Raw genomic sequence first — 26,909 nt, 5'->3', positions numbered from 1 at the left:
TCTTTGCTCATAACATTGAAAACCCCGGCTTCCTTAGCTTTAGAATTTGCTTGCGCAAATTTCTTTGCCGGGGCCCCGCCCTCTGAGTCAGCTATTTTGAGAATCGTATGAAATAAAGCTTAAATGCTCTATTTCAAGACTTATGTACCGGAACCAAATGTACGCAGGTTTTATCAAAAAGTGCTTTTGAAAGGGTTTTTCAAGGGGCGAAATGTGAATTGTGAAACGCGTAAAGTGCACCGTGAAAGGCGTAAAGCATTAAACCAATACTAACCGATACATCAATTAAGTGAGATTAATAAATTAAAGTATCTTACAACTTATGAAAGTATATAAATTATGACTTAAGCGTTAACTTATACATTAAGGTGGTAACTAACTTGGATATAACTAACCAACAAAAGTTTAAAATATTGGCTGATCAGATAAAAATAGCCAACCAACTTGACGCACAAATAATAGAACAAGGCGAATTAGAACGTGTAGACGTTTCAGTGTCTAATCGATGTTGGACATTTAATATCACGCTACCACATTTTTTATCGCATGAAGACTTCCTTATATTTACGAATGCGCTTGTAACTGAATTTGAAGATATCGCGAAAGTGAACTGGAAATTTAATATCAAGGATCAATCTATTAAAGATGAGCATGCGATTTCTTATTTCCCACATTGTATTGATCAAACTGCTTTATCACCGAAAGTTAAGGGCCAACTGAAGCAAAAGAAACTGATTACATCTGGTAACGTTCTTAAGGTAATGGTTTCGAACGATATTGAACGTAATCACTTTGATAAGGTATGTAATGGCAGTCTTGTAAAAGCCTTTCAAAACTGTGGGTTTGATATTGATAAAGTCATCTTCGAAACGGATGACAGTGATCATGACGATGATTTAGCCTCTCTTGAAGCGCACATTCAAGAAGAAGATGAGAAGAGTGCGCGTGAAGCTTCAGAGAAACTCGAGAAGATGAAGCAAGAGAAGGAGAAACAACAGGATAACAATGATAGCGCGGTTGATAAATGTGAGATTGGTAAACCGATCCAAGTCGAAAATGTGCGTCCGATTGAATCCATTATAGAAGAAGAATTTAAGGTAGCTATCGAAGGTGTTATCTTTGATATCAATATTAAAGAGTTGAAAAGCGGTCGTCACATTATAGAATTAAAGGTTACAGACTACACGGATTCGCTTGTGCTTAAGATGTTCACACGTAAGCGTAAAGATGACTTAGAACATTTCAAAGCATTGAGTGAAGGTAAATGGGTGCGTGCTCAAGGTCGTATTGAAGAAGATATGTTTATCCGTGACCTCGTGATGATGATGTCTGATATCCAAGAAATTAAGAAGACACCGAAACAAGATAAATCTGAAGAGAAACGTGTTGAGTTTCATTTACACTCATCTATGAGTCAAATGGACGGCGTGACACATATAGGTGGTTATGTTGAACAAGCAGCGAAATGGGGGCACAAAGCGATTGCGGTGACGGATCACAATGGTGTGCAGTCGTTTCCAGATGCGCACGCTGCCGCTTCTAAACACGGCATCAAGATGATTTATGGTATGGAAGGTATGCTTGTTGATGACGGCGTGCCGATTGCTTATAAACCGCAAGATATTCCGCTTGAAGACGCAACGTACGTAGTATTTGACGTTGAGACAACTGGTTTATCCAATCAGTACGATAAAATTATTGAGCTTGCGGCTGTGAAAGTGCATAATGGCGAGATTATTGATAAATTCGAGCGATTTAGTAACCCCCATGAAAAGCTCTCTGAGACCATCATCAACTTAACGCACATTACAGATGATATGTTGAAAGACGCGCCTGAAATTGATGAAGTGCTTACTGAATTTAAAGCGTGGGTCGGTGACAGTATCTTTATCGCGCATAACGCTTCATTCGATATGGGCTTTATTGATACAGGTTATGAACGATTAGGATTTGGACCATCTTCAAACGCAGTTATTGATACGCTTGAATTATCACGTACTGTTAATACAGAGTATGGTAAGCATGGTTTGAATTTCTTAGCTAAGAAATATGGCGTTGAACTAACGCAACACCACAGAGCGATTTACGATACAGAAGCAACAGCTTATATCTTCATTAAGATGTTAAAGCAATTAAAAGAACTCAATGTTACGAACCATAATGAGATTAATACAAAATTGTCTAACGAAGATGCGTATAAACGTGCGCGACCAAGCCACGTTACATTAATTGTTCAGAATCAACAAGGTCTTAAGAATTTATTTAAGATTGTAAGTTCGTCATTAGTGACGTATTTCTATCGTACAGCCCGTATTCCAAGATCAGTACTGGACGAATATCGTGAAGGTATCTTAGTTGGTAGTGCGTGTGACGAAGGTGAAGTCTTTACAGCAGTGATGCAGAAAGATCAAAGTTCTGTTGAACGTATCGCGAAGTACTATGACTTTATCGAAATACAACCTCCAGCTTTATATCAAGATTTAATCGACCGTGAACTTATCAGAGATACGAATACGTTGCATGAAATTTATAACAGATTGATTGATGTTGGTAAGAAGAATCACATACCAGTTATTGCGACAGGTAATGTGCATTACTTACACGAACAAGATCATATCGCACGTAAGATTTTAATTGCGTCACAACCAGGTAATCCATTGAACCGTTCAACATTACCTGAAGCGCATTTTAGAACGACAGACGAAATGTTAGATGCCTTTCATTTTCTAGGTGAAGAACAAGCGAAAGAATTCGTAATCGATAATCCGAATGCATTAGCGGATCGCATCGAAGAGGTTGTACCGATTAAAGATAAGCTTTATACACCTAATATGGATGGTGCGAACGAGGAGATTCGTGAACTTAGTTATAACAACGCGAAAGCTTTATATGGTGATGACTTACCTCAAATCGTTATTGACCGTCTTGAAAAGGAACTTGAGAGTATCATTGGTAATGGCTTCGCAGTTATTTATTTAATCTCACAACGTCTTGTTAAAAAGTCCCTTGAAGATGGTTACTTAGTAGGTTCACGTGGTTCGGTTGGATCAAGCTTTGTCGCTACAATGACAGAGATTACAGAAGTTAACCCATTACCACCGCATTATATTTGTCCGACATGTAAGGAAAGTGAATTCTTTAATGATGGTTCTGTTGGTTCAGGATTTGATTTACCAGATAAATGTTGCACGAAATGTGGTACTGAATTGATTAAAGAAGGCCAAGATATTCCGTTCGAAACATTCTTAGGATTTACAGGTAATAAGGTACCCGATATCGACTTGAACTTTAGTGGTGAATATCAACCTGAAGCGCATAACTATACGAAAGTGCTTTTCGGGGAGGATAAAGTATTCAGAGCGGGTACAATCGGTACGGTTGCGGAAAAGACAGCGTTCGGTTTCGTGAAAGGTTATTTAAATGACCAAGGAATTCATAAACGCGGTGCTGAAGTAGACCGACTGGTTAAAGGTTGTACGGGTGTTAAGCGTACGACTGGTCAGCACCCTGGTGGTATTATCGTTGTGCCAGATTATATGGATATTTATGATTTCACGCCGATTCAATATCCAGCCGATGACCAAACGTCAGCTTGGATGACGACGCACTTTGACTTCCATTCGATTCATGATAATGTGTTAAAGCTTGATATACTTGGGCACGATGACCCAACGATGATTCGTATGCTACAAGACTTATCAGGTATAGATCCACAAACGATACCGGTTGATGATAAAGAAACGATGCAAATCTTTAGTAGTCCTGAGAGTTTAGGCGTAACTGAAGAAGATATTCTTTGTAAGACTGGAACGTTTGGTGTACCTGAATTTGGTACAGGGTTCGTACGTCAAATGTTAGAGGACACGAAACCAACGACTTTCTCAGAATTGGTTCAAATTTCTGGGTTGTCACATGGTACTGACGTGTGGTTAGGTAATGCGCAGGAACTTGTGCGCTCAGGTACGTGTGATTTATCAGGTACGATTGGTTGTCGTGATGATATCATGGTTTACTTAATGTACGCAGGGCTTGAACCAGCGCTTGCCTTCCAAATTATGGAGGCCGTGCGTAAAGGTAAAGGCTTGAAAGAAGAATGGGAAGAAACGATGAAGGAAAATGGCGTTCCGGATTGGTATTTAGATTCATGTAAGAAGATTAAGTACATGTTCCCTAAAGCCCATGCCGCAGCTTATGTACTTATGGCCGTACGTATCGCTTATTTCAAAGTACATTATCCACTTTATTACTATGCGTCATACTTTACAGTTCGTGCATCTGACTTTGATTTACTGACGATGATTAAAGATAAAGAAGGTATTAAGAGTACGATTCAAGATATGTACCAACGCTTTATGGAACTTGGTAAGAAAGAGAAAGACGTCTTAACGGTTCTTGAAATTATGAATGAAATGGCGCATCGTGGCTTTCGTATGCAACCGATTGATTTAGAGAAGAGTCAGTCGTTTGAATTTATTATTGAAGGCGATACGCTTATTCCGCCATTTATTGCAGTACCAGGTCTAGGTGAGAATGTTGCGAAACGTATTGTGGAAGCCCGTGAAGAGGGACCTTTCTTATCAAAAGAAGACCTTAATAAAAAAGCAGGTGTTTCTCAAAAAGTCATCGATTATCTCGATGCCCTAGGCTCATTACCTAACATGCCGGATAAAGCACAACTTTCTATATTCGATATGTAAAGTTGTGATATGAAGGCGTTCGTAAAGGTTACATTTGTTAACGCATTGAACCTGTGGTATAATATACTTGCTTAAAAAATATGACTCAGCAGAAAGAGTGGGTTTTGTCCCACTCTTTTCTATTTGTTATTTTAAAGGAGGCTCGTATGAGTAAAGTAACTGAAAAAGTTGAAACAATAATACAACCCGTCCTTGATGAATTAAATTATGACCTTGTTGAAGTTGAATTTGTTAAAGAAGGTAAAGATCATTTTCTTAGAATTTCCATAGATAAACCTGGTGGCGTCGATTTAAATGACTGTACGCTAGCTTCTGAGAAAATCAGTGAAGTTATGGATGAAGAAGATCCAATCCCAGAAATGTATTATTTAGACGTAGCATCTCCTGGTGCAGAACGCCCGATTAAAAAGGAAAAAGAATATCAAAATGCGGTCACGCAACCCATATTCGTTTCTCTTTATGCACCAATTGATGGTAGTAAAGAATATTTAGGTATTCTTAAATCAGTAGATGAAGACACGATTGTCATGGAAATTAAAGTTAAATCTAATACAAAAGATATTGAAATTCCTAGAAACAAAATTGCTAAAGCAAGACATGCAGTTATGATTTAACCGTGATAAGGAGGAACTAAAGTGGAAAGTAATGAATTACTATTAGCAGTTGAATATTTAGAAAAGGAAAAAAAGATTCCTAGAGAAGTTTTAATTGATGCGATTGAAGCAGCATTAATTACTGCTTATAAAAAGAACTACGACAGTGCGCGCAACGTACGTGTAGAATTAAATATGGACGTAGGTTCATTTAGAGTTATCTCACGTAAACGTGTTGTAGAAGAAGTAATGGACGATCGTGATGAAGTTCATATTTCAACAGCACTAGAGAAAAACCCAGCTTACGAAGAAGGCGACATCTATGAAGAAGATGTTACACCTAAAGACTTCGGTCGTGTGGGTGCACAAGCAGCTAAACAAGCAGTTATGCAGCGCTTACGTGATGCTGAGCGTGAAATTCTTTATGATGAGTTTATTGATAAAGAAGAAGACATTATGACAGGTTTAATCGACCGTGTAGACCATAGATATGTATACGTTAACTTAGGTCGTACTGAAGCTGTGTTATCTGAGGCTGAAAGAAGTCCTAATGAAAGCTATATTCCGAATGAACGCATTAAGGTCTATGTCAATAAAGTAGAACAAACTACTAAAGGACCTCAAATCTATGTTTCAAGAAGTCATCCTGGGCTTTTAAAACGTTTATTTGAACAAGAGGTTCCAGAGATTTACGAGGGTACAGTTATTGTGAAATCTGTAGCACGTGAAGCTGGCGACCGTTCTAAAATCAGTGTACACTCTGATAACGAAGATATCGATGCAGTAGGTGCATGCGTAGGGTCTAAAGGTGCGCGTGTTGAAGCGGTAGTTGAAGAATTAGGTGGCGAAAAAATCGACATCGTTCAATGGAGTGAAGACCCTAAAGTATTCGTACGCAATGCTTTAAGTCCATCACAAGTACTATCTGTTATTGTTGATGAAGCTGATCAATCAACTACAGTTGTAGTACCTGATTATCAATTATCTTTAGCAATTGGTAAACGTGGTCAAAACGCACGTTTAGCGGCTAAATTAACAGGTTGGAAAATAGATATTAAATCTGAAACGGATGCTCGTGAAGCAGGTATTTATCCTGTACAAGAGACTGAAGAAGCAGATGATGACGTTCTAGAAGAAGATGTAGATACTACTATAGAAGAACAAGACGTTACTTCTGACGAACAAGTCGAAACAACTACTGATGACAGTACGGAAACAACTACAGAAGAAAGCACTGAGACAGCTACAGAAGATGACGACAATGAGACTTCTGAAGATAATGAATCAGTTGCTAAAAACGAAGACGAAGCTTAATTTGGAGGGATAGTCATTGAAGAAAAAGAAGATCCCAATGCGAAAATGTATTCTCTCGCAAGAAATGAAACCTAAGAAAGACATGATTCGTGTCGTTCAAAATAAAGAAGGCGACATCTTTGCGGACGGCACTGGCAAGAAGCAAGGACGTGGCGCGTATGTTTCAAAGGACTTAAATCTTGTTGAAAAGGCACAAGAACAAGAAACACTTGAAAAGTTCTTTAAAAGTAATCAAGAAACTTTAGAGCCTGTTTATAAAGAGATTATTCGCTTAATCTATCGTGAAGAGATTCCGAAATGATGAAGACGCAAATTCTTAACTTTTTAGGGTTAGCGATGCGTGCAGGAAAAGTCAAAACAGGGGAAGACGTTATTGTAAATAGCTTAAAAAAACGCCAGGTCAAATTAGTCATTCTACCTCATGATGCGAGTGACAACGCAATTAAAGTAATGAAAAATAAATGTAATACCTATCAAGTCCCGCTTAGATTTTTCGGCCAACGTCATGAGTTAGGTGAAGCAATTGGTAAAGGGGAGCGAGTGAATGTAGGAATTACGGATAATGGTTTTTCGAAAAAACTATTGTCCTTGCTGGATGAATATAGTAAGGAGTGATTATATGAGTAAAAAACGAATTTACGAATATGCAAAAGAATTAAACTTAAAAAGTAAAGATATTATAGATGAATTAAAAAAGATGAACGTGGAAGTTTCCAATCACATGCAAGCACTTGAAGAGGATCAAGTCAAAGCTTTAGATAAAGTATTTAAATCCAACAAAGACACTGCATCAACTCAAGATAATCACAAACAACAAAATAAAAACACAAAGAACAACAACCAAAAGAATCAAAAGAACCAAAACCAACCTAAGAACAAGAAAAACAACAAGAAAAATAACAAAAATAAAAAGAACAACAAAAACAATAAGAAAAATAACAAGCAATCAGCTGAGCCTAAAGAAAAGAAAGAGATTCCAGAGAAAATCTATTATCAAGAAGGCATCACTGTTGGTGAGTTAGCTGAGAAAATGAACGTTGATTCTTCTGAAATCATCAAGAAGTTATTTATGCTTGGTATTATGGCTAATATCAACCAATCACTTGATGTTGAAGCTTTAGAGTTAATTGCTTCAGATTATGGTGTAGAAGTTGAAGAAGAAGTTATTGTTGACGACAAAGACTTATCAACTTATTTTGATGATGAAGACGAAGAAGATGAAAATGCAATTGAACGTCCATCAATCGTTACAATCATGGGTCACGTTGACCATGGTAAAACGACATTATTAGATACTATCCGTGATACACGTGTTACTGAAGGTGAAGCAGGCGGTATCACTCAACATATCGGTGCTTACCAAATTGAGAACGATGGTAAAACAATTACATTCTTAGATACACCAGGACACGCTGCATTCACGACGATGCGTGCTAGAGGTGCTCAAGTAACTGATATTACGATCTTAGTGGTTGCGGCAGATGATGGTGTAATGCCACAAACAATTGAAGCGATTAACCATGCGAAAGAAGCAGATGTACCTATTATCGTGGCAGTGAATAAAGTCGATAAACCAACTGCTAATCCAGATCGAGTGATGCAAGAATTAACTGAGTATGGTCTTATCCCTGAAGACTGGGGTGGCGATACCATTTTCGTTCCACTTTCAGCTTTAAATGGTGAAGGTATCGATGACTTACTTGAAATGTTAGTACTTGTATCAGAAGTTCAAGAGCTTAAAGCTAATACAGATAAACGCGCTGTTGGTACGGTGATTGAAGCGGAACTTGATAAATCAAGAGGTCCAGCTGCATCATTACTAGTACAAAACGGTACACTTAACGTAGGTGATGCGATTGTAGTTGGTAATGCTTACGGTAAAGTTCGTGCGATGGTAAATGACTTAGGTCAACGTATTAAATCTGCAGGACCTTCTACGCCAGTTGAGATCACAGGTATTAATGACGTACCTCAAGCAGGTGACCGCTTCGTTGTATTCAAAGATGAAAAACAAGCACGCCGTATCGGTGAAGCACGTCATCAAGAAAATATCTTAAATCAACGTCAAGAAAGTAAAAACGTTTCACTTGATAACTTATTTGAACAAATGAAACAAGGTGAAATGAAAGACTTAAACGTTATCATCAAAGGTGACGTTCAAGGTTCTGTAGAAGCATTATCTGCTTCACTTATGAAGATTGATGTTGAAGGTGTTAATGTACGTATTATTCATACTGCAACAGGTGCAATCAATGAATCAGACGTAACATTAGCGAATGCATCAAACGGTATCATCATCGGCTTTAACGTACGTCCAGATGCTGGTGCTAAGCGTGCAGCAGAAGCTGAAAACGTAGATATGCGTTTACACCGTGTTATCTATAACGTTATTGAAGAAATTGAATCAGCGATGAAAGGTCTACTTGACCCTGAATACGAAGAGAAAGTTATCGGTCAAGCAGAAGTACGTCAAACATTCAAAGTATCTAAAGTAGGTACAATCGCTGGTAGTTACGTAACAGACGGTAAAATCACACGTGATTCTGGTGTAAGAATTATTCGTGATGGTATTGTTCAATTCGAAGGCGAATTAGATACCCTTAAACGTTACAAAGACGATGCTAAAGAAGTTGCTAAAGGTTATGAATGTGGTATTACAATTTCTAACTATAATGACCTTAAAGAAGGCGACATTATCGAAGCATTTGTAATGGTAGAAATTGAAAGATAACACGATTTCGAACGACGGGATTAAGTAAGTTCTAGCCTTAAAGGTTATTACTTTACTTTATCTATGTTCGTTTGAAAGATGCTTAATATTATAGAGCTAGATGATTCTTAAGGAGCGAAATAGGGAGTTTGTTGACTTCACATTCGCTCCTTCTATTTTGCTTTTTGAAAAGGAAAATAGATTTAAGGAATGAAAATTTGAAGTTCATTTTCAAAGAGGGAATATACAAATCACACGACGTAAATATTTAATAAAAAAGTCATATTTATATGTCTGCTACCGCTATATAATAAGAGTAGAGGATGTGAACAAATATGACTGAATTAAAATCTAATCAAGAAACCAAATATAAATGTCGTCGTGAAATTAACTTATTTCGAAAGATTTCGATACCAGGTCACGTCATATTATCTGAAACAAGTGTGACATTCGAACCATTAGCTCCGATTTACCCACTTTATTTAGATACGTTCCGCTTTAGAGAAATGCGAAATGTAGAATGCCATAAATCTTTCAATCACTATCATCTGAGTTTTGATTATCATAAAGAATCTGTAACTATAAGATCGATTAAGGATAAGGGCGTTATTGACGAGATCATGAAAAGGAGTCAATTGACGAATAGGTAAACTCTAGTCTATAATTTTTATAATAAGAAGCATCTTACCATAATAAATAAATGAGGTGAGAAAATGAGTAATATGCGAAGTGAACGTGTAGGTCAACAAATGATGCAAGAATTAATGGACATCATTAATAATGAAGTTAAAGATCCTAGAATTGGTTTCTTAACAATTACAGATGTACGCGTTACAAGCGATTTATCACAAGCTAAGGTATTCTTAACTGTTCTAGGTAGTGAGAAAGAACGTGAAGATACTTTTAAAGGTTTAGAAAAAGCAAAAGGCTTTTTAAAATCAGAAATTGGAAACCGTTTAAGTTTACGTATTGTACCAGAACTTGAATTTGAATATGATGAATCGATTGAATATGGTAATAAAATTGAAAAAATGATTCAAGATTTACACAAAAAAGATTAATATACCATACAAAACAGTCGAGATAGGTAATGTCTCGGCTTATTTTTTATGTAAATATCGTTTAGGGAAGTGAAAGTATGTATCACGGCATCTTGCCTGTAAATAAACCTAAAGGGCTTACGAGTCATGATGTAGTCTTCAAACTACGAAAAATTTTGAAAACGAAAAAGGTCGGTCATACTGGTACATTAGATCCAGAAGTTACAGGTGTATTACCTGTTTGTATAGGTAGTGCTACTAAAGTCAGTGAATATATCATGGAAATGGGTAAAACGTATCGTGCAACCATAGCGGTTGGTCAAAGTACAACGACAGAGGATCAAACGGGCGACGTATTGGATTCTGAAGCGATTGAGGTCGATGCGTTTTCTAATGAGACAATTGATGACGTTTTAGCTTCATTTTTAGGTGAAACGACACAAATACCGCCAATGTATTCATCTGTAAAGGTTAAAGGGAAACGTTTATATGAATATGCGCGTAACAATGAAACCGTAGAACGACCTGAACGCCAAATCTATATTCATAAAATCGCGCGTTTAGGTGACTTAAACTATCAGGATGATATGCTATATTTTGAAATAGAAGTGACATGTGGTAAGGGTACGTATATTAGAACACTCGCAACTGATATCGGCCGTAAGCTTGGTAAGCCAGCGCACATGCATCAACTTGAGCGTACGAATAGTGGTGGCTTTAATTTAAATGATAGCTTTACACTAGAAGAGATTCGAACGTTACATGAGCAAGAGAAGTTACAGTCTGAATTATTTCCATTAGAATATGGATTGAATGCATTGTTAACAATTGAAATTGATGATGACCAATTAGTTAAACGAATTCTAAATGGGCAAAAATTTAAGCGACGTTACTTTAAACAAGATATTAAAGATATATGTGTTATGAAGGATATTAGAACGAACAAAGCGCTCGCTATCTATGAAATTCATCCTTCTAAAAATGATGAACTTAAACCAAAAAAGGTCTTCAATTAAAGGAGTATTGGCATGGAAGTTATTGAAATTACACATCCGATTCAAAAAGAACAATTTATCAATGAAAACATCGCGATGGCCCTTGGCTTTTTCGATGGATTACATCGAGGGCATCAAAAGGTATTCGAAAAATTAGATGAAATCGCTTCTCGTGAAGGATTGAAAAAAGCAGTTATGACGTTTGACCCTCATCCATCTGTTGTATTAAATCCTGAGCGTAAGCGTACTGATTACTTAACACCACTACCTTATAAACTTGAAATGATTGAAGAAATGGGTATCGATTATTGTTTAGTCGTGAACTTTTCATCACGATTCGCGAGTGTTACTGCTGAAGCATTTATTGATCAGTATCTCATTCAGAATAATGTTAAAGAAGTTATTGCTGGCTTTGACTTTACCTTTGGAAAGTTTGGTAAAGGTAATATGGCGGTACTACAGGCGTTAGACAATCATTTTAACTGTACAGTTGTTGGTAAGGAAGATTTAAATGATGAAAAAATTTCTACAACTGCGATTCGTAAAGCTCTAAAAGAAGGCGAGCTTCAATATGCAAATGAACAACTTGGATACCGTTATCAAATTAAAGGTACGGTTGTTCAAGGTGAAAAACGTGGGCGTACAATCGGCTTTCCTACGGCAAATATTGAGCCAAGCGATGATTTCGTATTACCTAAAAAAGGCGTATATGCCGTAAGCTTAGCTATTGGACCGAGTGACCAGGTTTACCGCGGTGTCTGTAATGTAGGCGTTAAACCTACATTCCACGATCCTAATACGTCGCACATTGTAATTGAAGTGAATATTTTTGACTTTGATGAGAATATTTATGGTGAACGTGTCATTGTATTCTGGCATCATTATTTAAGACCTGAACAAAAATTTAATGGTATCGATCCGCTTGTTGAACAAATGAATCAAGATAAAGAACGTGCAAAGTATTTATTATCGGTTGATTTTGAAGACGATATCTCTTATAATATATAAGTCGAACAAATTAACGTATTTGTTTTGAAGGACCTTTCTCTTGGCAAGTTGACCCTCCGGCGCTTTGCTCAGATTAAGGCGACACTAAAATTAAAGGAGGAAATTGATAATGGCAATTTCACAAGAACGTAAAAACGAAATCATTAAAGAATACCGTACACACGAAGCAGACACTGGTTCTCCAGAAGTACAAGTAGCAGTTTTAACTGCTGAAATCACTGCTTTAAACGAACACTTACGTGTACACAAAAAAGACCACCATTCACGTCGTGGTTTATTAAAAATGGTTGGTCGTCGTAAACACTTATTAACTTACTTACGTGACAACGACATCCAACGTTACCGTGAATTAATTAAATCATTAGGTCTTCGTCGTTAATCTAAACTTTAACTTAAGTTTTATAAATTAGTAGACGAATTTCTACTTAAGGGAGTGTGACACTTTAAGCTGTTACACTCTCTTTTTTTTCTATAAATTTGTATTATTCATTTACTTTAATAAATGTTATGATAAGGATAATAGACGATGGAGAGGAGATTCATAATGTCTCAAGAAAAGAAAATATTCAAAACGGAATGGGCAAATAAACCTTTAACGATTGAAACAGGTCAATTAGCGAAACAAGCTAACGGTGCTGTATTAGTTCGTTACGGTGAAACAGTTGTATTATCTACTGCTGTTCAATCTAAAGAACCTAGAGATGGGGACTTCTTCCCATTAATGGTTAACTATGAAGAGAAAATGTACGCTGCTGGTAAAATTCCAGGTGGCTTTAAAAAAAGAGAAGGTAGACCAGGCGATGATGCAACTTTAACTGCACGTTTAATCGATAGACCTATTCGTCCACTTTTCCCAGAAGGGTATCGATATGACGTTCAAATCATGAATACGGTTTTAAGTGCGGATCCAGATTGTTCACCAGAAATGGCTGCAATGATTGGTTCTTCTATGGCACTATCTGTATCTGATATTCCATTCCAAGGCCCAATTGCTGGCGTTAATGTTGGGTATATTGATGGTGAATATATCATTAATCCGAATAAAGAACAAAAAGAGGTTTCACGTCTGGACCTAGAAGTTGCTGGACATAAAGACGCAGTTAACATGGTTGAAGCTGGTGCGAAAGAAATTACGGAACAAGAGATGTTAGAAGCCATTCTTTTCGGTCATGAAGAAATTAAACGTTTAGTGGCTTTTCAACAAGAGATTATTGACCACATTCAACCTGAAAAAATTGAATTCACACCGCCAATTAAAGATGCGGACTTAGAGGAGAAGGTCGTTGCGCAAGCTGAAGAAAAAGGCCTTAAAAAAGCGATTCAAACTGAAGATAAAAAAGAACGTGAAGATAAAATCGATGCGGTTCGTGACGAAATTGTAGCGCTATATGTCGATGAAGAAGATCCTGATAACGAAGCACTCATTAATGATGTAAATGCCATTATGAATCAAATCATCAAAGAAGAAGTAAGACGTCTTATCGCAGACGAAAAAATCCGTCCTGATGGTCGTAAACCTGATGAAATTCGCCCATTATCATCAGAAACGGGATTATTACCAAGAGCTCACGGTTCAGGGTTATTTACACGTGGCCAAACGCAAGCCTTATCTGTATTAACTTTAGGTGCGTTAGGTGACTATCAATTAATCGATGGACTTGGACCTGAAGAACATAAACGCTTTATGCATCACTATAACTTCCCTAACTTCTCAGTAGGTGAAACTGGACCAGTTAGAGCGCCAGGACGTCGTGAAATTGGTCATGGTGCATTAGGTGAACGTGCATTAAGACACATAATTCCTGATGAAAAGGACTTCCCATACACAGTTCGTATTGTAAGTGAAGTTTTAGAATCAAATGGTTCCTCTTCACAAGCGTCAATTTGTGGTTCTACATTAGCGTTAATGGATGCTGGTGTACCAATTAAAGCACCTGTAGCAGGTATCGCGATGGGCTTAGTAACACGTGAAGATAGCTACACAATTCTTACAGACATCCAAGGTATGGAAGATGCTTTAGGTGACATGGACTTCAAAGTAGCGGGTACTAAAGAAGGTATTACAGCGATTCAAATGGACATCAAAATTGATGGCTTAACGAAAGAAGTTATCGAAGAAGCTTTAGAACAAGCTCGTATTGGACGTTTAAATATCCTAGAGCATATGCTTGAAACAATTGATACACCTCGTTCTGAATTAAGTAAATACGCGCCGAAAGTTGAAGTAATTACCATTAAGCCTGAAAAGATACGTGACGTAATCGGACCAGGTGGTAAACAAATCAACGAAATTATTGATGAAACAGGTGTTAAACTTGATATCGAACAAGATGGTACAGTATTTATCGGTTCAGTAGAACAAGACATGATTACACGTGCGAAAGAATGGATCTTAGATATCGTGCGTGAAGCTGAAGTTGGCCAAATCTACGACGGTAAAGTTAAACGTATTGAGAAATACGGTGCTTTCGTTGAATTATTCCCTGGTAAAGATGCGCTTGTTCACATTTCACAAATCTCTAAGGAACGCATTAATAAAGTAGGAGATGTGCTTAAAGTCGGCGACACGTTTAAAGTTAAAGTAACTGAAATTGATAAACAAGGTCGCGTGAATGCATCTCACAAAGTCCTATTAGACTAATAAACGTCATCACCTTTATTTAAATAGGTAACATGTATTTTAGTCATATTATGATTGAAAGACTGGGATTGTTTACATCGTCCCGGTCTTTACTTTTTAGGATATCGCGAGAGCATTGATCGTTATCTTAGAGTGCTTTTCCTAAATGATTGAAAAGCCCTTTAAATATACGCACTAACTTAAATCGATTACACCTAAAGAGACCCTTGTGATAAATAGCTCAAATTGTACATATAACTTAAATTAACTTATAATATAGAATGAATTCATATATCGTCGGGGCAAATGATGAGGAGGTAGCAAGTTGAAATTAGTAAAGAAAAATAATAAAAACATACGCATCATCCCCTTAGGAGGCGTGGGTGAAATTGCCAAAAACATGTACATCGTTGAAGTTGATAACGAGATGTTCATGTTAGACGCTGGGCTCATGTTTCCAGAAGATGAAATGTTAGGAATCGACATCGTTATTCCTGATATTCAGTATGTCATTGAAAATAAAGATAAATTAAAAGGTATATTCCTTACACATGGCCATGAACATGCGATTGGTGCTGTTTCATACGTATTAGAACAAGTTGACGCACCTGTTTATGGTTCTAAATTAACAATTGGTTTAGTTAAAGAAAACATGAAAGCACGTAACATCAAGAAAAAGGTTCGTTATTATGTTGTAAATGACGAATCGATTATGCGTTTCAAGAGCGTGAACGTGACATTCTTTAACACAACACATAGTATTCCAGATAGTTTAGGTGTTTGTATTCATACATCATATGGTGCAATCGTCTATACGGGTGAATTTAAATTTGATCAAAGTTTACATGGTCATTATGCACCAAACTTACAACGTATGACTGAAATTGGCGAAAAAGGCGTTTTTGCTTTAATTAGTGACTCGACCGAAGCAGAAAAGCCAGGCTACAATACGCCTGAAAATGTGATTGAAAGTCATATGCAAGATGCGTTTACTAAGGTACACGGTCGTTTAATTGTATCTTGTTATGCATCAAACTTTGTTCGTATTCAACAAGTTTTAAATATTGCGAAGAAATTAAACCGTAAAGTTTCTTTCTTAGGTCGTTCTTTAGAAAGTTCGTTTAATACTGCACGTAAGATGGGCTATTTTGATATCCCTAAAGACTTATTAATTCCGATTAATGAAGTTGAAAATTATCCGAAAAACGAAGTCGTTATTATCGCAACAGGTATGCAAGGAGAACCTGTTGAAGCTTTAAGCCAAATGGCACGTCAAAAGCATAAGATTATGAATATTGAAGAAGGCGACTCTGTATTCCTAGCGATTACAGCTAGTGCGAATATGGAAGTGATTATCGGTAATACGTTAAACGAATTGTCACGTGCTGGTGCTAACATTATTCCAAATAACAAGAAAATTCATGCTTCAAGTCATGGTTGTATGGAAGAACTTAAAATGATGTTAAATATTATGAAACCCGAATATTTCATTCCAGTTCAAGGTGAATTCAAGATGCAAATTGCGCATGCAAAACTTGCAAATGAAACTGGTGTTGCGCCTGAGAAGATCTTTTTAGCTGAGCGCGGTGACGTCATTAACTTTGATGGAAAAGAAATGATTCTTAATGAAAAAGTTCATGCAGGTAACGTCTTAATCGATGGTATCGGTGTTGGCGACGTTGGTAACATTGTACTACGTGACCGTCACTTACTTGCAGAGGATGGTATCTTTATCGTTGTTGTTACGCTTGATCAGAAGAATAAGCGTATTGCAGCAGGGCCTGAAATTCAATCACGTGGCTTCGTTTATGTAAGAGAAAGCGAAGCGTTATTAAAAGAGGCCGAAGAGAAAGTGCATGAAATCGTTGAAGCGGGTCTTCAAGAGAAACGCATTGAATGGTCTGAGATGAAGCAAAACATGCGTGATCAAATCAGTAAATTACTATTTGATAGCACACGTCGTCGTCCGATGATTATTCCAATTATTTCAGAAGTTTAATTGTGAACGTTATTTATCATATGATTGTTTCTTAAATAGATACGTTTAATGCTATGGTATAGTTAGTATGTACCATAGCATTTCATTATTCAGTGATGATTTATCGTCAGTTCATTGACGCAACACTATATTTATTTTTAAGTAAAAGAAGGTGACATATCTTGCCACAAGGTAAAAAACGTACCACATCGAAGCGTCAAACAACAAAGAAAAAAGGTAAGAAACGTACAACGAAAAAACAAAACGACCACACATTGCGTTTTTTATTAGCGATCATAGCAGTAATTGTCCTCATCTTAGGTATCTTTCAGTTAGGAATTATTGGCATCGCAATAGATAGTTTTTTCAATTATTTATTTGGTATGGGTCGCTATTATGTATATATACTCTTATTACTAGCTACTGGATTTTTAGCATTTAACGGTAAACTACCTAAATCGAGACGTATGCTTGGATCAATTCTTTTACTTCCTGAACTTTTACTTATTGCACAATTTGTTTATTTTTTTACTTCTGGGGAAAAGGCGAGAAGAGAGCCTGTATTATCACACGTTTTCCATACATATGATATAACGAGATTTTCAAATTTTGGCGGTGGCTTATTTGGATATTATATGTTTGAACTTTTTATTCCATTGATTTCTATTGTAGGGCTTTTCCTATTGATGTCGCTATTATTAATATCGAGCATCATTTTGCTTCAACAGAAAAAGCACCGTGACGTCTCGAAAAGCGCCTTTGAGCGTACTCAGTCACGACTCAATCGCTCTGTTTCATCTTATAAGGATAAACGTGCGAACCGTCGTGCTAACAAAGAAGATAAACCTGTGAATCGCAGACGATCAAAGAAACCTAAAGATGTTTCGAATTTCGAAGACGTGACGCCTACGATGGAGGACCACCCAACAGGTTCAAGTTCAATTCCAATATATGGTCATCAAGATGAAGACGATGTACAGCAACCTGAACCACAGGCACCTACTAAGGAAACGCCTAAGCCTACGTCTACACCTAAAAGAGAACCTGCGCAGCAAGAAGCGTCACAACTATCATCATCAGGTGAAGTAGGTGAAAGTGAAGGTTCAATTTCAGAAGCTGGTGAAGCTGAGAACCATGCGTATACCATTCCACCATTAACATTATTAAATGAACCTAAAAAGCAGAAATCAACATCTAAAGCTGAAGTTCAAAAGAAGGGGCGTTTACTTGAAAATACGCTCAAGAATTTTGGTGTAAACGCAAATGTCACTCAAATTAAAATCGGTCCAGCTGTAACACAATATGAGATTCAACCGGCACAAGGTGTTAAAGTGAGTAAAATCGTCAATCTTCATAGTGATATCGCCTTAGCACTAGCAGCGAAAGATGTGCGTATCGAAGCTCCAATACCGGGTAAGTCAGCTGTTGGTATTGAAGTACCGAACGACCATATTGCATTAGTATCACTTAAAGAAGTGCTCGATGAAAAATTCCCTGCCAAAAACAAACTTGAAGTTGCGCTAGGTCGTGATATTTCAGGTGATCCTATTACAGCTGAATTAAACAAAATGCCACACTTACTCGTAGCAGGTTCTACTGGTAGTGGTAAGTCAGTCTGTATTAACGGTATTATTACAAGTATCTTGCTTAACGCAAAACCACACGAAGTTAAACTCATGATGATTGATCCTAAGATGGTTGAGTTAAACGTTTATAACGGTATTCCACACCTCTTAACGCCTGTTGTGACAAATCCTCAAAAGGCTTCTCAGGCACTAGATAAAATTGTAGGTGAAATGGAACGTCGTTATGATTTATTCCAACACACTGGAACGCGTAATATCGAAGGTTATAATCAATACATCGAGAAAAGTAATCAAGATATGGACGAAAAGCAAGCTAAACTACCGTATATCGTGGTTATAGTCGATGAGCTAGCAGACTTAATGATGGTTGCAGGTAAAGATGTAGAAGGTGCTATCACACGTATTACGCAAATGGCCCGTGCAGCCGGCATTCACCTTATCATTGCGACACAAAGACCTTCTGTAGACGTTATAACAGGGCTCATTAAAAATAATATTCCATCACGAATTGCTTTTGCGGTGAGTTCCCAAACTGACTCTCGAACGATTATCGATAGTTCGGGTGCTGAAAAGCTATTAGGTAAAGGTGATATGTTATTTGTCGCTAATGGTGGTTCAATTAGAACCCGAGTTCAAGGTGCCTTCTTAAGCGATGAAGAAGTTCAGACAGTAGTGAATTATGTAGTAGAACAACAAAAGGCGAACTATGTTAAGGAAATGGAACCTGACGCGCCAGTTGATAAATCTGAGATGGAAAGTGAAGATCCAATCTATCCAGATGCTTATATGTTTGTCGTTGAAAAGCAAAAAGCGAGTACGTCATTATTACAGCGTCAGTTTAGAATAGGGTATAATCGTGCTTCAAGATTAATGGACGATTTAGAACGCAATAACATCATCGGTCCACAAAAGGGAAGTAAACCAAGACAAGTTCTTGTAGATTTAAGTGAAGAAGAGGTGTAATCATGTCAACAAATGTATCAATCAATAAAGTCAAAGAATGGATTATTAATGAAATCAAGGAAGAACGTATTCAGCCTGGGGAATCTTTACCAGGCGCTTACGATCTTTCAAGATTGCTTGATGTCAAAACGGGTGAAGTAAATGAAGCCATTCACGAACTCGTTACAGAGCAAATTATCACGCAAAACTTTGGTGAAGGTGCATATGTTAAAACGATAAGACCTTTTTTCTACCCTTTACATGAACTCGTTAGTATCAACCAAATGATTGAAGAAAAAGGGTATCGCTCAGGTACGCATTTCTTAAGTTTAGATGAAGAAGTTGCGTCGTCACACGATTGTGATGTCTTAAATATCGAACCTGAGGCAGATATTACCGTAATTGAACGCATTCGTACTGCAAACGATGAGCCTGTCGTTTATTGTCTTGATAAAGTGCCGACAGCTATCCTTTCGGCTCAAGAATATCAATCTCATGAGCGTTCTATTTTAAAAGCCATTGAGCTTTCATCAGACTGTAATATCACATACGCACGCACTGAAATAGAATCAATTAGTTATGAACCTTATATTTCAGAAGCATTAAATGCGAATCCGCATGATGCATTAATGTTACTCAAGCAAATACATTATGATTCGAATGACAAACCTATTTTATATTCACTTAATTATTTAAAAAGTAGCTTAGTTAAGTTTCAAACAATTCGAAAACGTTTATAATAGATGTAACGATTTTAATGAAAGTGAGGTAATATATTGGACAATCTAATGAAAGATGAGCCACTCATTCACACTGAAGTGACACCGACAGATAAATTTAAAACAACGATTGTTACATTTAAATTTATGGCGCCACTCGATGTTAAAACGATGACACATCGATCCTTACTCAGTAAGATTTTAGTAAGAGCAACACAAAAATGGCCAGACGATAAAGCATTTAATCGTCACTTATCTGACCTTTATGGCGCATACATACATAGTTACGTATCCAAGTTTAAAGACAAGCACGTTATCACGATTAGCTTAGAAATTGTTAATGAACGTTATCTAACTGATGACACACCACTTTTCGAAAAGGGACTCGAATTACTTAATGAAATCATTTGGAATCCTTTAGTAGAAAATGGCGCGTTCAACACACAATTCTTACAACAAGAAAAGTCATTGTTACGTAAGAAATTAAAAGCGATGAACGATAACAAATCTCAGCTTGCATACTTAAACCTACTTAAACATATGTTCAACGACCATCCTTATCGCTTTCTTGCTACGGGTGATTTAACGGAACTTGAGAAAGTAACACCTGCTTCTTTATACGAAACGTATCAATCCATGATTGAAAATGATTTCTGTTCAGTATATGTGGTTGGTAATGTAAATAAAGCTGCAGCAGAAGAACAAATAAAGCAACAATTCGCAATTAAGCCATTTACATATAAACCTTCTCAAATTTCAGCGATACATAATAATGATGAAACGAACACGATTGTCGAATATGCTGACGTAGATCAAGCCAAATTAAACATGGGCTTTAAATTTAATACGGAATTCGGTAAAGATGCGTATTTCGCACTCGTCGTATTTAATATGATGTTCGGTGGCGATCCATCGTCTGTTTTATTTAATGAAGTTCGTGAAAAGCAAAGCCTTGCTTACTCGATTCATTCGCAAATCGATGCTAAAAACGGTTTTCTATTTGTATTGAGCGGCGTTTCAAAAGATAAGTATGAGCAAGCAAAGGACACGATTATAGAGGAATTCACTAAGATAAAAAATGGCGAATTCAGCGACAATCAATTAAATTTAGCTAAGAAAATTATCCAATCACATCGTCTTGAATCAAAAGACCGTCCTAAGAACATGATTGAAATTATGCATAATCAACTCTTATTAGATGTACCAATGACTGACGAAATGTTCATACAGAACATCAAGAAAGTCTCAAGAGCAGATGTTCAAAACCTTTGTGACCAAGCTGAACTTGATACGATTTACATCTTAACGAAGGAGGAAGATGTAAATGAATAAAACGTACTTTGAACGTATAGATGAGACCGTATATGAAACTGAAATGCAGAACGGTTTAAAATTATTTGTCATTCCTAAACCAGGATTTCAAAAGACATTTGTCACGTATACAACTAAATTTGGATCGCTTGATAATACGTTTAAACCGCATCAATCCAACGAATTTGTTAAAGTCCCAGATGGTGTTGCACACTTCTTAGAACATAAATTATTTGAAAAAGAAGACGGCGACTTATTTACAGAATTCGCTGAAGATAATGCTCAAGTCAATGCGTTTACAAGTTTTGACCGTACAAGTTATTTATTTAGCGCAACTTCGAACGTTGAAGACAATATCTTACGTTTACTTAAAATGGTAGAAAGTCCTTATTTTACGAAAGAAACGGTAGATAAAGAAAAGGGTATTATCGCAGAAGAAATAAAAATGTATCAAGAACAACCCGCTTACAAACTAATGTTTAATACACTGCGTTCAATGTTCCATAATCATCCGATTCGAGTAGATATAGCTGGAACAGTTGATAGTATTTATGACATTACGAAAGACGATTTATACTTATGTTATGAAACATTCTATCACCCATCTAATATGGTCTTATTTGTCGTTGGCGATGTAGACCCTGATCACATTAGTAAAGTCGTACGCCAACATGAGGATAAGCGTGATAAAACAAATCAACCAACGATTGAAAGATTTCATATTGACGAGCCGTATGAAGTTAAACAGAAGTATGTTACGGAAGAGATGCCTATTCAATCACCACGTTTAATGCTAGGTTTTAAAAACCCGATTAAAGAAATTGAAGATCGTGAACTTGTGAAACACGACCTTGAAATGACATTGTTCTTTGAGATGATTTTCGGCGAAGAAACAGAATTTTATCAAAATCTCTTAAATCAAGATCTTATCGATGAAACATTCGGTTATCAATTTGTTCTGGAACGCACATATGGCTTTTCAATTGTGACAAGTGCTACACATGAACCAGACCGTTTAAAAACATTAATTACTGACGAATTAAAGCAACAACAAGGTCAAATTAAAGATGAAATTGCGTTTAGACTGTTAAAGAAACAATTCATCGGTGAATTTATCTCAGGCCTCAACGCGCCGGAATACATCGCGAACCAATACACGAAATTCTACTTTGAAGGTATCAGTTTATTTGAACTGCTCGATATCATGGAAGAAATTACGATAGAAAGCGTTAATCAGACATCTCGAGAATTCTTAGATTTAGACAACATGGTAGATAGTCGATTAGAAAACAAGCAATCATGAAAGCACTCGTATTAGGTGGTTCAGGTAGCATCGGCAAGGCTATCGTTCATGCACTCTTGGAAAAGGATTATGAGGTTATATTGCACTACCATCACGCTCAGTTAAATGACCTTGAGAATGAATTCAAGCATCAACCAGTGACATTTGTGCAAGCTGATTTATCGCAGACTGAAATTGATATTAACGCTTTTGACTTTATTCAAAACCTAGACGCGCTGATTTATGTTAGCGGTCAAAGTCTTTATGGTCAGCTACAAGATATGAACGATGTAACAATTGATGCTTGCTATAACTTAAATGTTAAGCATCTTATCGGATTGTCTCGACACTTTATTGATCAGTTAAGACAAAGTGACCAGGGCCGCATTGTCGTCGTTTCATCAATATGGGGCGAAACGGGTGCGAGCTTCGAAACCATTTATTCTACTATGAAAGGTGCCCAGCTTGCTTTTGTAAAAGCCCTCGCCAAAGAGGTAGCGTTAACTTCAGTAACGGTAAATGCGCTAGCGCCAGGTATCGTACGTGGACGCATGACTGATGACTTCGACCAATCTGACTTAGAAGCTATTCTTGAAGAAATTCCGCAGCAACGTCTGATAGCGCCTTCAGAAGTTGCACATGCTTGTATATATTTACTTGATCCAATGTCTCAAAGTATCACGGGAACGGTTCATCGTATAAACGGCGGTTGGTATGTATAAAACTTAAGCGACAATTCAGAAAAGCTTTGAATGTCTTTATAACTAAGTGTTATGATATAAAGTAATAAAACGCTTACTGAATTGTGATTAAGGGGTGTCATATCATGACAGCAGTTACAAAGAAAGAATGGTACTTAGAATATGATATTAAAATGAACAGAGCAGGTTTGTTGGGGGATATTTCAAGTTTACTTGGTATGTTAGGCATTAACATTGTTACAATTAATGGTCTTGATCAAGGTAAACGTGCATTATTAATTAAGTCTGATAGTTATGAAAAAATTAATCGCTTTGAATCTATTATTCAAGAGATTGATGACATTTCATTAACGAAGTTAAGAGATCCTGAACTTCGTGACCGTTTAGCAGTTCGACACGGTCGTTATATTAAACAAGATAAAGAAGATAAAAAGACATATAAATTCGAACGTGAAGACCTCGGTTTACTTGTCGACTTTTTAGCTGAAATCTTTAAAGAAGAAGGGCACAAGCTTATCGGAATTCGTGGTATGCCGCGTGTAGGTAAGACTGAATCAATTGTTGCAGGCAGTGTATGTGCGCACAAGAGATGGTTGTTTATTAGTTCAACGTTGATTAAACAAACGGTAAGAAGCTCACTCATTAAAGGTGAATATGGTGATGACCATGTTTATATCATTGATGGCGCCGTTACTGCACGTGAAAGCAATCAAAAACACCAAGACCTTGTACGTGAAGTTATGACGATGCCAGTGGTTAAAGTTGTTGAGCATCCAGATTTATTTGTTCAAAGTAGTGAATATGAGATGGATGACTTTGATTATATTATTGAATTACGAGAAAATCATGACCAAGAAATTCAATATGAACATATGAAAAAACAAACTGTGAAACAAAAGAATAACCTTGATTTTAGTAATGACATGGGAGATTTCGGAGACGGATTCGGTTTCTTTTCAAATTAGGAGTGAATGTAAGTGGCAGAGTTAGGTCAAATTTTAAAATCTAAACGTGAAAATTTGGGTATGACGTTACATGAAATTGCAGACAAAACAGGCATTCAAGGCGATACTTTGAGAAGTATTGAAAACAATGACTTTAAAAGTGTTGCTTCTTCTAAATATGTTAAAGGATTTATTCATAAGTATGCGAGCGCAGTTAACATAGATGGTAATCGATTAATCGAACAACATCGTGATGAGTTACCGCGTACAAAGTACTCTGCCGAAAAAGCACTTGAGAAATTTTCAAACGATAAAACAGTTCCTACATATCGTAAAAATAATAAAGATATTTACCAGCTCAGCACACTCGTTTCAAGCTTTGTCATCATTACGGCTGTAATTTGGGTTATAATGGCACTCGTATTTTAAAAAAATTCATGTATAATAGAGCAAGAATGATTTTAGAAAAGAGGCTTGAAAATGAATATACCTAATCAAATTACATTATTTCGTGTTATTTTGATTCCAGTATTTATTATATTTGCACTCAATAATTTTGGGTTTGGTTCAATCTCAATTTTAGGTGGAAATAATGTAAGAATAGAGCTAATTATAAGTGGTATTATCTTTGTATTAGCATCTGTCAGTGACTGGGTAGATGGTTACCTTGCACGTAAGTGGCAACTTGTTACAAACATGGGTAAATTCTTAGATCCATTAGCAGATAAATTACTTGTATCAAGTGCTTTAATCGTACTTGTGCAACTTGATATCACAAATTCAGTAGTAGCAATCATTATAATTGCGCGTGAATTTGCTGTAACAGGACTACGTTTATTACAAATAGAACAAGGTTATGTAAGTGCTGCAGGTCAATTAGGAAAAATTAAAACTGCCGTAACGATGGTAGCAATTATCTTATTATTATTTGGCGATCCATTCGGAATTTATTTAGGTCAAATTTTACTTTATATCGGCGTATTCTTTACGATTCTTTCAGGTATTGAATACTTTTATAAAGGTCGAGCAGTATTCTTACAAAATAGTAAAAAATAACATATAATAATCAATGATTCGATAAGTCTGGGACGCATCCTCAATTCTCACGTTTTAACGATTGTGAATTGAAACAAGCATATAAAATGCTTATACACGTCTCAGGCTTTTTCTATATTTAAGGAGGATCCACATATGAAAATATGTATCATCGCTGTAGGTTCAGAACTCTTACTTGGTCAAATTACAAATACGAACGGTACGTATTTATCTCAAAGATTTAATGAAGTGGGACATGATGTCTTACAACATATCGTTGTAGGTGATAATCCTAAACGTTTAGAACGTGTGATGTCAGAAGCACTCAAATATCATGATGCCGTTATCTTAACAGGTGGTTTAGGACCTACGAAAGATGATTTAACGAAACAAACTGTAGCTTCTTTATTTAATACAACTTTAGAGATGGACCAAGAAGCCATGACATATATTGAAAACTACTTTAAAGAACAAAATAAAACGATGACACCTAATAATAAACAACAAGCACTCGTTATTAAAGGTTCTAAAGTACTTAAGAATGAAGTTGGCATGGCACCAGGTATGTATCTTGAAAAGGACAGTAAGATCGTCGCTTTATTACCTGGACCTCCTCGTGAACTAAAACCCATGGTTAAGCATGAGTTAATGCCTTACTTTACGAACGATGAGAATACCATCTATTCAGAAATGCTAAAATTCTGTGGCATCGGAGAATCACAAGTTGAAACAGAATTGATGGATTTAATTGATGCACAAACAAATCCTACAATTGCACCTTTAGCTGGTGCACATGAAGTAAAGATTCGTCTAACTTCTAAAGACGAAACGATTGATCAATGCAAAGCTAACATTCAACCCGTTAAAGATGAGATTTTAAGTCGTATCGGTATGTATTATTACGGTTCAGATGATGTATTACTTGAGGAAGCCTTTATGCATGAACTACAAGACTCAATTAGTATCTATGACGAAGTGTCTGAAGGCGCACTTTATCCGCGACTTCAAGCTTATAATGATCAGAAACTTTTAACAGGGTATCTTCCTGAGAATGAGGCCTTCGTAGATCCTAACATGCCAGTTGAAGCGCGATTAGAATTTAGTGCGCAGCTCGTTCAATCCTTATTTAAAAGCAAAATAGGTATATCTATTTGTAATGAAGGTAAAACAATATACGTTGGCATCCTTAAAAACGATCACTTTAAGTCGATGCAATTTGAAATGTCTCATAATTACACATTAAAAAGAGACAGAAGTCAAAATTATGTACTCATACGTTTACTAAAAGATTTAAACCGTACAACTTAGTGCTCAGTTTCTTAGAAATTGAAAACGCATGTTCGTAAATATGACGATATTTCGCTTAAAATATCGAACGGATATTCGCAAAATGCTTGTATTTTTAAAAAATAGGTTGTATAGTATGGGTAAATC

At 36.6% G+C, this 26,909-nt stretch carries 22 protein-coding genes; all 22 read left to right on the top strand.

All coding sequences use genetic code 11. The features are described from left to right. Positions 1-380 precede the first annotated feature (380 nt). The 22 genes from A33S_RS0103450 (at position 381) to A33S_RS0103345 (ending at position 26,783) form a co-directional block, all read left to right on the top strand. Positions 381-4,697 (top strand): PolC-type DNA polymerase III, encoded by a 4,317-nt coding sequence (locus A33S_RS0103450; protein ID WP_009381741.1) that lies wholly within the window; start codon positions 381-383, stop codon positions 4,695-4,697. Between the two features lie 146 nt (positions 4,698-4,843). Further along, positions 4,844-5,311 carry a ribosome maturation factor RimP gene (gene rimP, locus A33S_RS0103445; RefSeq protein ID WP_009381744.1) on the top strand — a complete coding sequence of 156 codons (468 nt, stop codon included), beginning with the start codon at positions 4,844-4,846 and terminating at the stop codon, positions 5,309-5,311. A 21-nt stretch (positions 5,312-5,332) separates the two neighbouring features. Further along, positions 5,333-6,604, top strand: coding sequence for a transcription termination factor NusA (gene nusA, locus A33S_RS0103440; RefSeq protein ID WP_009381745.1), 1,272 nt, complete (start codon positions 5,333-5,335; stop codon positions 6,602-6,604). A gap of 16 nt (positions 6,605-6,620) precedes the next feature. Next, on the top strand, positions 6,621-6,905 hold the full coding sequence (gene rnpM / locus A33S_RS0103435) for an RNase P modulator RnpM (RefSeq protein ID WP_009381746.1): 285 nt from the start codon (positions 6,621-6,623) through the stop codon (positions 6,903-6,905). Continuing rightward, positions 6,902-7,219: a L7Ae/L30e/S12e/Gadd45 family ribosomal protein gene (locus A33S_RS0103430; protein WP_009381749.1), complete on the top strand. Its 318-nt coding sequence runs from the start codon at positions 6,902-6,904 to the stop codon at positions 7,217-7,219. The genes rnpM and A33S_RS0103430 overlap by 4 nt, the downstream gene beginning before the upstream one ends. 4 nt (positions 7,220-7,223) lie before the next feature. Next, the gene (gene infB, locus A33S_RS0103425) at positions 7,224-9,335 is read left to right on the top strand and encodes a translation initiation factor IF-2 (RefSeq protein ID WP_009381750.1); all 2,112 of its coding nucleotides are present in this window, start codon (positions 7,224-7,226) and stop codon (positions 9,333-9,335) included. A gap of 314 nt (positions 9,336-9,649) precedes the next feature. Next, complete coding sequence (locus A33S_RS0103420; RefSeq protein WP_009381752.1) at positions 9,650-9,964, top strand: hypothetical protein; 315 nt, start codon at positions 9,650-9,652, stop codon at positions 9,962-9,964. Positions 9,965-10,027: 63 nt separating this feature from the next. Continuing rightward, entirely contained in the window at positions 10,028-10,375 is a 348-nt protein-coding gene (gene rbfA, locus A33S_RS0103415) for a 30S ribosome-binding factor RbfA (protein WP_009381754.1), read from the top strand. Positions 10,376-10,452: 77 nt separating this feature from the next. Next, entirely contained in the window at positions 10,453-11,370 is a 918-nt protein-coding gene (gene truB, locus A33S_RS0103410) for a tRNA pseudouridine(55) synthase TruB (RefSeq protein ID WP_009381756.1), read from the top strand. A gap of 12 nt (positions 11,371-11,382) precedes the next feature. Continuing rightward, complete coding sequence (locus tag A33S_RS0103405) at positions 11,383-12,357, top strand: bifunctional riboflavin kinase/FAD synthetase (RefSeq protein WP_017176562.1); 975 nt, start codon at positions 11,383-11,385, stop codon at positions 12,355-12,357. A 109-nt stretch (positions 12,358-12,466) separates the two neighbouring features. Further along, entirely contained in the window at positions 12,467-12,736 is a 270-nt protein-coding gene (rpsO, locus tag A33S_RS0103400; protein ID WP_009381760.1) for a 30S ribosomal protein S15, read from the top strand. Positions 12,737-12,901: 165 nt separating this feature from the next. Further along, entirely contained in the window at positions 12,902-14,998 is a 2,097-nt protein-coding gene (pnp, locus tag A33S_RS0103395) for a polyribonucleotide nucleotidyltransferase (RefSeq protein ID WP_009381763.1), read from the top strand. 304 nt (positions 14,999-15,302) lie between these two features. Continuing rightward, a complete protein-coding gene (gene rnjB / locus A33S_RS0103390) occupies positions 15,303-16,976 on the top strand; it encodes a ribonuclease J2 (RefSeq protein ID WP_009381764.1) in 1,674 nt (557 codons plus the stop codon). A 161-nt stretch (positions 16,977-17,137) separates the two neighbouring features. Continuing rightward, the gene (locus tag A33S_RS0103385; RefSeq protein ID WP_017176561.1) at positions 17,138-19,504 is read left to right on the top strand and encodes a DNA translocase FtsK; all 2,367 of its coding nucleotides are present in this window, start codon (positions 17,138-17,140) and stop codon (positions 19,502-19,504) included. A 2-nt stretch (positions 19,505-19,506) separates the two neighbouring features. After that, positions 19,507-20,223, top strand: coding sequence for a GntR family transcriptional regulator (locus tag A33S_RS0103380; protein WP_009381766.1), 717 nt, complete (start codon positions 19,507-19,509; stop codon positions 20,221-20,223). A 48-nt stretch (positions 20,224-20,271) separates the two neighbouring features. Beyond that, positions 20,272-21,534, top strand: coding sequence for an EF-P 5-aminopentanol modification-associated protein YfmF (yfmF, locus tag A33S_RS0103375; RefSeq protein WP_037556751.1), 1,263 nt, complete (start codon positions 20,272-20,274; stop codon positions 21,532-21,534). Next, the gene (gene yfmH, locus A33S_RS0103370; RefSeq protein WP_009381768.1) at positions 21,527-22,816 is read left to right on the top strand and encodes an EF-P 5-aminopentanol modification-associated protein YfmH; all 1,290 of its coding nucleotides are present in this window, start codon (positions 21,527-21,529) and stop codon (positions 22,814-22,816) included. The genes yfmF and yfmH overlap by 8 nt, the downstream gene beginning before the upstream one ends. After that, complete coding sequence (ymfI, locus tag A33S_RS0103365; protein ID WP_017176559.1) at positions 22,813-23,517, top strand: elongation factor P 5-aminopentanone reductase; 705 nt, start codon at positions 22,813-22,815, stop codon at positions 23,515-23,517. Before yfmH ends, ymfI begins: the two co-directional genes overlap by 4 nt. Positions 23,518-23,621: 104 nt before the next feature. Next, positions 23,622-24,461, top strand: coding sequence for a DUF3388 domain-containing protein (locus A33S_RS0103360; RefSeq protein ID WP_009381771.1), 840 nt, complete (start codon positions 23,622-23,624; stop codon positions 24,459-24,461). A 12-nt stretch (positions 24,462-24,473) separates the two neighbouring features. Next, entirely contained in the window at positions 24,474-24,869 is a 396-nt protein-coding gene (locus A33S_RS0103355) for a helix-turn-helix domain-containing protein (protein ID WP_009381773.1), read from the top strand. Positions 24,870-24,920: 51 nt separating this feature from the next. Continuing rightward, positions 24,921-25,496 carry a CDP-diacylglycerol--glycerol-3-phosphate 3-phosphatidyltransferase gene (gene pgsA / locus A33S_RS0103350; RefSeq protein ID WP_009381774.1) on the top strand — a complete coding sequence of 192 codons (576 nt, stop codon included), beginning with the start codon at positions 24,921-24,923 and terminating at the stop codon, positions 25,494-25,496. A gap of 135 nt (positions 25,497-25,631) precedes the next feature. After that, a complete protein-coding gene (locus A33S_RS0103345) occupies positions 25,632-26,783 on the top strand; it encodes a CinA family nicotinamide mononucleotide deamidase-related protein (RefSeq protein WP_009381779.1) in 1,152 nt (383 codons plus the stop codon). Positions 26,784-26,909: the final 126 nt, after the last annotated feature.

Origin of the sequence: Staphylococcus massiliensis CCUG 55927 (assembly GCF_000298075.1) — a bacterium.
In the GTDB taxonomy this organism is placed as follows: Bacteria; Bacillota; Bacilli; order Staphylococcales; family Staphylococcaceae; genus Staphylococcus; species Staphylococcus massiliensis.
This window is presented reverse-complemented; position numbering and strand designations above follow the sequence as displayed.

What these genes read in the sequence shown, in the direction of transcription:
- rimP (WP_009381744.1), top strand. Translation starts at nt 4,844, where the DNA reads ATGAGTAAAGTAACTGAAAAAGTTGAAACAATAATACAACCCGTCCTT.
- A33S_RS0103430 (WP_009381749.1), top strand. Translation starts at nt 6,902, where the DNA reads ATGATGAAGACGCAAATTCTTAACTTTTTAGGGTTAGCGATGCGTGCA.
- infB (WP_009381750.1), top strand. Translation starts at nt 7,224, where the DNA reads ATGAGTAAAAAACGAATTTACGAATATGCAAAAGAATTAAACTTAAAA.
- A33S_RS0103420 (WP_009381752.1), top strand. Translation starts at nt 9,650, where the DNA reads ATGACTGAATTAAAATCTAATCAAGAAACCAAATATAAATGTCGTCGT.
- rbfA (WP_009381754.1), top strand. Translation starts at nt 10,028, where the DNA reads ATGAGTAATATGCGAAGTGAACGTGTAGGTCAACAAATGATGCAAGAA.
- truB (WP_009381756.1), top strand. Translation starts at nt 10,453, where the DNA reads ATGTATCACGGCATCTTGCCTGTAAATAAACCTAAAGGGCTTACGAGT.
- A33S_RS0103405 (WP_017176562.1), top strand. Translation starts at nt 11,383, where the DNA reads ATGGAAGTTATTGAAATTACACATCCGATTCAAAAAGAACAATTTATC.
- rpsO (WP_009381760.1), top strand. Translation starts at nt 12,467, where the DNA reads ATGGCAATTTCACAAGAACGTAAAAACGAAATCATTAAAGAATACCGT.
- pnp (WP_009381763.1), top strand. Translation starts at nt 12,902, where the DNA reads ATGTCTCAAGAAAAGAAAATATTCAAAACGGAATGGGCAAATAAACCT.
- A33S_RS0103380 (WP_009381766.1), top strand. Translation starts at nt 19,507, where the DNA reads ATGTCAACAAATGTATCAATCAATAAAGTCAAAGAATGGATTATTAAT.
- yfmF (WP_037556751.1), top strand. Translation starts at nt 20,272, where the DNA reads ATGAAAGATGAGCCACTCATTCACACTGAAGTGACACCGACAGATAAA.
- yfmH (WP_009381768.1), top strand. Translation starts at nt 21,527, where the DNA reads ATGAATAAAACGTACTTTGAACGTATAGATGAGACCGTATATGAAACT.
- ymfI (WP_017176559.1), top strand. Translation starts at nt 22,813, where the DNA reads ATGAAAGCACTCGTATTAGGTGGTTCAGGTAGCATCGGCAAGGCTATC.
- A33S_RS0103360 (WP_009381771.1), top strand. Translation starts at nt 23,622, where the DNA reads ATGACAGCAGTTACAAAGAAAGAATGGTACTTAGAATATGATATTAAA.
- pgsA (WP_009381774.1), top strand. Translation starts at nt 24,921, where the DNA reads ATGAATATACCTAATCAAATTACATTATTTCGTGTTATTTTGATTCCA.
- A33S_RS0103345 (WP_009381779.1), top strand. Translation starts at nt 25,632, where the DNA reads ATGAAAATATGTATCATCGCTGTAGGTTCAGAACTCTTACTTGGTCAA.